At 60.5% G+C, this 6,579-nt stretch carries 7 protein-coding genes and 2 tRNA genes; 5 read left to right on the forward strand and 4 right to left on the reverse strand.

What is annotated here, in order from left to right; genetic code table 11:
- The first annotated feature begins 15 nt into the window (after positions 1-15).
- A complete protein-coding gene (locus BP07_RS08335) occupies positions 16-600 on the forward strand; it encodes a YkgJ family cysteine cluster protein (RefSeq protein ID WP_169736241.1) in 585 nt (194 codons plus the stop codon).
- Here the strand turns inward: BP07_RS08335 and BP07_RS03890 are convergent.
- Positions 597-896 carry a DUF2551 domain-containing protein gene (locus BP07_RS03890; RefSeq protein ID WP_042685767.1) on the reverse strand — a complete coding sequence of 100 codons (300 nt, stop codon included), beginning with the start codon at positions 894-896 and terminating at the stop codon, positions 597-599. The two genes, BP07_RS08335 and BP07_RS03890, sit on opposite strands and share 4 nt — an antisense overlap.
- Before the next feature lie 41 nt (positions 897-937).
- A complete protein-coding gene (locus tag BP07_RS03895) occupies positions 938-1,936 on the reverse strand; it encodes a radical SAM protein (RefSeq protein WP_042685769.1) in 999 nt (332 codons plus the stop codon).
- Positions 1,937-1,991: 55 nt separating this feature from the next.
- Between BP07_RS03895 and BP07_RS03900 the strand changes: the two genes are divergently transcribed.
- From BP07_RS03900 to BP07_RS03910, 3 genes are read left to right on the forward strand one after another with little or no spacing between them, the layout of a single operon-like run.
- Positions 1,992-3,584, forward strand: coding sequence for an ATP-binding protein (locus BP07_RS03900; RefSeq protein WP_042685772.1), 1,593 nt, complete (start codon positions 1,992-1,994; stop codon positions 3,582-3,584).
- A gap of 6 nt (positions 3,585-3,590) precedes the next feature.
- A complete protein-coding gene (locus tag BP07_RS03905) occupies positions 3,591-4,145 on the forward strand; it encodes a VIT1/CCC1 transporter family protein (RefSeq protein ID WP_245597041.1) in 555 nt (184 codons plus the stop codon).
- Positions 4,146-4,183: 38 nt separating this feature from the next.
- Positions 4,184-4,573 (forward strand): protease inhibitor I42 family protein, encoded by a 390-nt coding sequence (locus BP07_RS03910; RefSeq protein WP_042685776.1) that lies wholly within the window; start codon positions 4,184-4,186, stop codon positions 4,571-4,573.
- A 39-nt stretch (positions 4,574-4,612) separates the two neighbouring features.
- On the opposite strand, the gene BP07_RS03915 is transcribed toward BP07_RS03910, so the two are convergent.
- Positions 4,613-4,776: transfer RNA gene (locus tag BP07_RS03915), tRNA-Trp, on the reverse strand.
- A gap of 133 nt (positions 4,777-4,909) precedes the next feature.
- On the opposite strand from BP07_RS03915, the gene BP07_RS03920 reads away from it, so the two are divergent.
- Entirely contained in the window at positions 4,910-6,229 is a 1,320-nt protein-coding gene (locus BP07_RS03920; RefSeq protein ID WP_042685780.1) for an AIR synthase-related protein, read from the forward strand.
- Here BP07_RS03920 and BP07_RS03925 read toward each other — a convergent pair.
- Positions 6,230-6,303: transfer RNA gene (locus BP07_RS03925), tRNA-Val, on the reverse strand. It abuts the gene before it with no gap.
- Positions 6,304-6,579: the final 276 nt, after the last annotated feature.

Here is a 6,579-nt window from a genome sequence, read left to right on the forward strand (position 1 = left end):
CACCCCTATATAACGATGATGCGGGCGATGCTGGAGCACAGGAGACGCATCATCGAGCACTCGCTCGAGCGGGCGAGGGCGCTCTCCGAGGAGGACATTGCCAGAGAGCTCGCCCCTTATGAGTGGAGGTGCATGCGGTGTGGAAGGTGCTGCAGTGCACGCTTTGGGGACAACACCGTGCAGCTCTCAAGAGAGGAGGCGGAGGCGATCTCACGGCACATGGGAATGCCCCTCCACGAGCTCATCGAGCCCTCGCCCCTGCGCATCGGCTCGCTGAGGCTGGGATGGGTGCTGAGGCGAGACAAGGAGGGGCAGTGCGTGCTGCTGAGGGAGGGTAGGTGCACTGCTTATCCTGTTCGACCGATGCTGTGCGCCACATATCCGTTCTGGCTCAGAGAGGAGGGAGACGGGTTCGAGCTGGAGTGCGGCGAGTGCGAGGGGCTGGGCATGGGCTGGGCCACGAGCCCGCTGGAGCTGGCGGGTGCCCTGAAGAGGAGGCTGGTGTGCGAGCTCGAGGAAGAAAGATGCATGCTCTGCCACATGCTCACGTCCAATGTGCACGAGGGTGTTGTGGACTCCCGCGGGATATGGCGGCTCTAAAGCTGCTCGAGCACGCCCCGCAGCAGCTCCATGTACTCTGCTTTGAGCGCATAGGAGCGCCTTTTGCCGTTCGTGCTCACCCTGAGCAGCCCCATCCTCGATGCGAGCAGCCCCACCATGGAGTTCACGCTCTGCTTAGAGACGCACATGCCCCGCTCCCCGAGCTGTGTCAGGATGTGCTCAGTGGTGAGCTCCTCACCACAGGCAAAGCTCTCGAGCACTGCCCGCCTTATGCCCCTCGGGTCGTTGCCCACATACCGCATCAGCCGCTGGAGAAGCTCCTCGTTGCCCGACATGCCCCGTGCCCCCACCCCTCATATACCATGCGCTCCCCATGTTAAAGCCTTTCCCTCTCCACCACCAGACCATCGAAGGTGGGATACCTCTCTATGAGCTCTACCTCGTACTCGTCGCTAAGCCGCTCTGCGACCCACCAAGCACACTCCACACCTCCCTCGGTGCGCTCCATGGGCTCTGGCGCAATCCGTCGTGCTATCTCCTCCACATCCCCCCTCACGAGCCCGTAGAGAAGCGTGCCATCCTCGGTGATGTGGTCAAACGGCCTCGCACACCTTCTCGCCGTCCTGAGCAGCCGTCTTCTGAGCTGCACCGCATCCTTGAACACCGAGGAGCAAAAGTGCATCCGTATCCGCTTCACCCTGCCCTCAAGCGAGAGAGCCACCTCCCTCGAGCCAATGGCTGCAAACGTCTCCTCGTGTGCCAGAAACCCCCTCCTCCTTAGGGCATCTGCACACGCATCGCTGAACTCCAGCTCGTTCAGGTTGAGAAAGCACTCGAGCCGTGTGCACAGCTCCACCACGGGCTCGAGGTTGCCGTATGCGGGCACCTCCACCCCTGCCTCGATGCCCATGTCCAGCGCATGTGCGAGCGAGCGCTCGTAGGCTGAAAGGCGCTCATAGGCGTGCTGAGGTATGTGGATGCGCAGCTCGTCCAGACCTGCAGAGGCGAGCTGCTCCAGCTGTCCAGCGGAGGGCGCGAGGGCGGTGTACATATGGATGTGGAAGCGCTCCCCAAGCTCACGCTTTAGCCCCTCGATGTAGCTCGACGTCCTCTCCATCACCAGCAGCGGCTCGCCCCCAGTGATGCCAGCACCGAGGGCATCCTGTGCATCCGCCTCCTTCAGCACATCCTCAAGGCATGCCACGGGACGCTCGTTGGCATACATCACATCCCCCCTTCTGTGCTCCGAGAGGGGGCAGTAGAAGCAGCCCATGTGGCACATGCCCGTGATGAACAGCACGAGCTTTGCCCCTCGCATGCACAGCGTGCACCCCTCTGGCAGGTAGCTCCAGAACGAACCGCTCTCGTCCTGCATCACACAATAACATCTGCTCAAAGGTTTTATAGTGTGCGTCCCCTATCTCCTCGTGATGAGAGATGCACTGGGCATAGTGTTCGGAGAGACGAGCACCCACAGCTTCAAGGTGGCGCTCGCAGATGCGAGGCGTGCGAGGCGAAGGGACTATGTGAAGGTGTGGCACGATGTTGATGGCTGGGTGCTCTGCCAGATAGCGGGCATCACGCGCTCTGATGAGCGGTTCACCGAGGAGAGGGTGTTCGAGCAGCACGAGGGTGAGCCAGAGAGCGGTGAGAGGGTGGTCGCCCACGTGGAGGTGGTGGGCTCGCGCGGGCAGGACGGCGTGCTCAGAGTACCCACCATACCCATCTCGCCGGGTGAGAAGGTGTTCAGGGCTGACCCAGAGCTCATAAAGGAGACGCTGGGGCTCGTAAAGGGCGAGCTGTACATCGGAAAGCTCGACGGACACGACATAGAGGTGAGGCTGGACGCCAACTCCTTTGTGCAGCGGCACTGCTCCATACTCGCCATGACCGGGAGCGGAAAGTCGTACACTGCGGGCGTAATCATAGAAGAGCTGCTCGAGCAGGACGTGCCGCTGCTCATAATAGACCCCCACGGAGAGTACTCCTCGCTGAGGCACCCCTCTGAGGAGATGGGGCTCGAAGAGTTCGGTGTGAGCCCCAAGGGTTACGGGGATAAGATAACGGTGCTCACCCCAGCGAGCCTCTCGGTGAACCCAGAGGCTGACGGGGTGCTCAGGCTAAGGGGCCACTCGCTTGGCGTGCAGGACATCGTGAGGGTGCTGGGCGAGAGCCCCACCAACACCCACGTGGGCATCCTGTACGAGGCAATCAGCAGGCTGAGGGCAGAGAGGGACACATATGACCTGCAGGACATCATAGGGGAGGTTGCGGCAAGCGAGAGCAAGGCAAAGTGGGCAGTGCTCGCTCTCTTGGAGCAGATTGCGGACAGCGAGCTGTTCTGTGGAGAGGCCACCCCGATTCAGAGCCTCCTGAAGCGGGGAAGGTGCACCGTGATAAGCATGGTGGGTGTAAAGCCCAGCGTTCAGCCGCTGGTGGTGTCCATCGTGTGCACCGAGCTGCTCGAGGCAAGAAAGCTGGGGCTGGTGCCCCCCGGCATGGTGGTGGTCGAGGAGGCGCACAACTTCGCACCAGAGAGGGGGTTCGCTGTGGCACCGAGCACCGACATCCTGCGCACCATCGCCTCAGAGGGACGAAAGTTCGGGCTCGGGCTCATGGTAATCTCCCAGAGACCTGCACGGGTGGATAAGAACGTGCTCTCCCAGTGCAACACCCAGATTATACTCAGGGTGACGGGCAGGGTGGACCTGCAGGCGCTCGCCAAGGGGCTGGAGGGAATGACCTCCGAGCTGGTGGAGGACATCAAGAGCCTTCCCATGGGCACTGCCATCATCTCATCGAGCAGCCTCGAGAGACCCATCATGGTGAGGATACGCAAAAGGCGCACAAGGCACGGCGGCGCCTCGGTGAGCATCGTGGGCTCGAAGGCAAAGAGCCCGAGAAGGCGAAGGGCGAAAAAGCCAGTGGAGGCAGTAGAGGATGCCCCACCCGGTGCACATCCACCCGATGCACAGCCCCCGAGGGGAGGCGTGCTCTCCAAGCTGTTTGGAACGAGGAGGTAAGGGCTGGTGCAGGGGCTAAAATCCTTCATCGCCTTTGAGTTCGACATAGAGCACGGAAGATACGTAATTCTGGGCAGCATCGATGGCCTGCTCGCAGTGCTCGGGGTGGTGATTGCCACCGCGGGCATCTCGAGTGACCCCAGCATCATAGTGAGGGCTGGGATTGGAGGGGGGGTGGCGCTCGCACTCACCAATGGCGTGGGCTCATATCTGGCAGAGGGGGCGGTGGAGTATGGGAAGCTGTGCGCGCTTGAAAAGCCCATGCTGACGTCCCTCAGGAACACGAAGCTCGAGCGCCAGACGAGGCACAAGATTCTGATAGACTCGGTGGTGCACGGCATCTCTTCACTCGTGGGCTCCATCGTGCCCATAGCGCCCTTCGTGCTCCTTCAGGAGGGTGCGCTCTACGTGTCAATCGCCATAAGCGTGCTGGCGCTCAGCGTGCTCGGCGTGTTCTCCGGGTATATATCGAGGCAGAGCATAGTGCTGTCGGTGGTAAAGATGGTGGGGCTGGGCATGCTCATCGTGGTGCTGCTCGGAAGCCTCGGGCTCGTGCACTAACATACAGCGCACATCGTTGTGTGATGTGGGGATTTATTATGAACCGAACGATGCTGGCTCTGCTCGTGGTGATGCTGGCACTTATTTGGAGTGGCTGTGCCACCACGACAGAGACCCCCAAGACGCTTACAGAGGCAGACAATGGCACCACCCTGAACCTCAAGCTGGGCGGAACACTCACGCTCCGCCTCAGCGAGAACCCAACCACTGGCTTTTCGTGGAGCATCACCACCACCGACGGCCTCGTGGTGGAGAGCGATAAGTACGCCCCTGAGCACACGGACAGGGTGGGTGCTGGAGGAGCTCACGAGTGGGTGCTCCGTGCCACAAAAGAGGGCACCCAGAGGATTACGGGCATATACAAGCGGCCATGGATGAACACCACTGGCACTGAAAAGACGTTCGAGCTCACGGTAAACGTCTCCTGAGCCCCCGGTGCGGATGGAAGATGGGTTGCAGGATAGGAGTGGGGCTGGTGTGATTTGAACACACGATCGACGGGTCTCTCCGAACCGAGCATCAGTGCTCCAACGGCTCCTCATGGGCTACCCCGTCGAGCAGCCTCGGCAGACCCGTTGCTCATCATCAATCCGCTGGAGCCCGTCGCCCTGCCTGGCTAGGCCACAGCCCCACGCAACTGCCCTGTTGCACCCTGTTGCACGTATATGATATAAGGGTTTCTCCACGTGCCGCAAACTGTCTCCACGTGCCGCAAACTGGTGAGGCAGGCTCGCCTTTATATCCTCTTGGAGCAAGGCAGTTGCATGGACTTAGAAGGATATGCGAGGCGAGCCATCGAGAGAGGGGAGAAAGATGTTGCCAAGAGGCTCGCTGAGAGGATACTCGAGATAAAGGGCGAGAAGACAACGAGAGAGGGCGCCAGAAGGCTGGCGGAGGCGGTGGTGCTCGAGGTGAAGAACGCTCTCAAGGCAAGGGGCGAGCTGTTCGAGTACCACCGCTCTGGTGTGAGCATGGGTGAGTTCGGTGTGGGTTCGAGGGGCAGGGGCGACTTCTATGTGCACAGGCTGCTCTCAGAGGTGATAGGCAGCACAGGGGCAGTGGTGGACGCCACCCACATGGACGACTCTGGTGTGGTGAGGTATGGCGACCTCTACATCTCACTCACGGTGGACGGCATCCACTCACGGCTCTCCGAGTTTCCCTATCTTGCGGGCTTTCATGTGGCAAGGGCTGCCCTTCGGGACATCTATGTGATGGGGGCAAGGCCCATTGCGGCGTTCTCGGACATCCACGTGGCAGACGACGGTGACGTGTCCAAGGTGTTCGACCATGTGGCGGGAATATCTACCGTGTGTGAGCTCATGAACGTGCCCCTCATCACGGGCAGCACGCTGCGCATCGGCGGGGACATGGTGATTGGTGAGCGGATGACAGGGGGTGTTGGGGCGGTGGGCGTGTCCACGGGCATCACACCACGAAGGGCTGCCCGCCCCGGCGATGTGCTGATGATGACAGAGGGGGCTGGAGGCGGCACCATCACCACTGCGGCGATATACAACGGCATGCCACAAGTTGTAGAGGAGACACTCAACCTCACGTTCTTAAGGGCGGCAGATGCGCTTTTGCAGAGCGGGCTTGCGGACAGGGTGCACGCCATGACGGACATCACCAACGGCGGGATACGGGGCGATGCCGAGGAGATATGCGCAGCGTGCGGGCTCGGGATGGTGCTGGACGAGCAGAGGATAAGGGAGCTGGTGAGCCCGCCAGTGCTTGAGATGCTGGAGAAGCTTGGGATAGACTACCTCGGCGTGTCCTTAGATGCGCTGCTGCTCATCGTGCCCGGAGAGCTCGTCTCTTCAATAGAAGAGCTCATGGACGATGTGGGCGTGAGGGTGGGGGTGATTGGCAGCGTGGACGATGGCAGCGGACCGAGACTGCTCGTGGACGATAGGGAGCAGGAGCTCACGCCACGCTTTCGGGAGTCGGCATACACCCCAGTGAAGAGAATGGTGGGCGAGGGGGCCCCCCAGAACGTCGAGGAAATGAGGCGGAGGGTGGATGAGGCGGCAAGGGCTGCCCTATCCAAGAAGCGGGCAGTGATGGAAAGGCTGAGGGGGTGATGGGCTCGAGGAGATTCGAACTCCTGACCTCTGCCATGTCAAGGCAGCGTCATGACCAGCTAGACCACGAGCCCCCTTATCCCAGCTTCCCCTTGGGCAGAGCAGGGATGAAATTACACAGTCTTGGATAAAAGTATTTTGGTATGGAGCTACCATGTTTTCACCCAATCCTCTTTGCTATTTTTCTGTGTGTTGCCCACTCCGTAGGCAATGCAGTCGATATTTATAAGCATCCACATTATTGGGGATCGACGACAGAGGGGGTCTGAAAGGAGGTGTGGGAAAAGATTAAATAGAGAAATAAGGGAAAATAGGGCGTGGTTGAAATAAGACCAAAGTGGGATTGAAAG

It is taken from the genome of Methermicoccus shengliensis DSM 18856 (genome assembly GCF_000711905.1).
GTDB lineage: Archaea > Halobacteriota > Methanosarcinia > DSM-18856 > Methermicoccaceae > Methermicoccus > Methermicoccus shengliensis.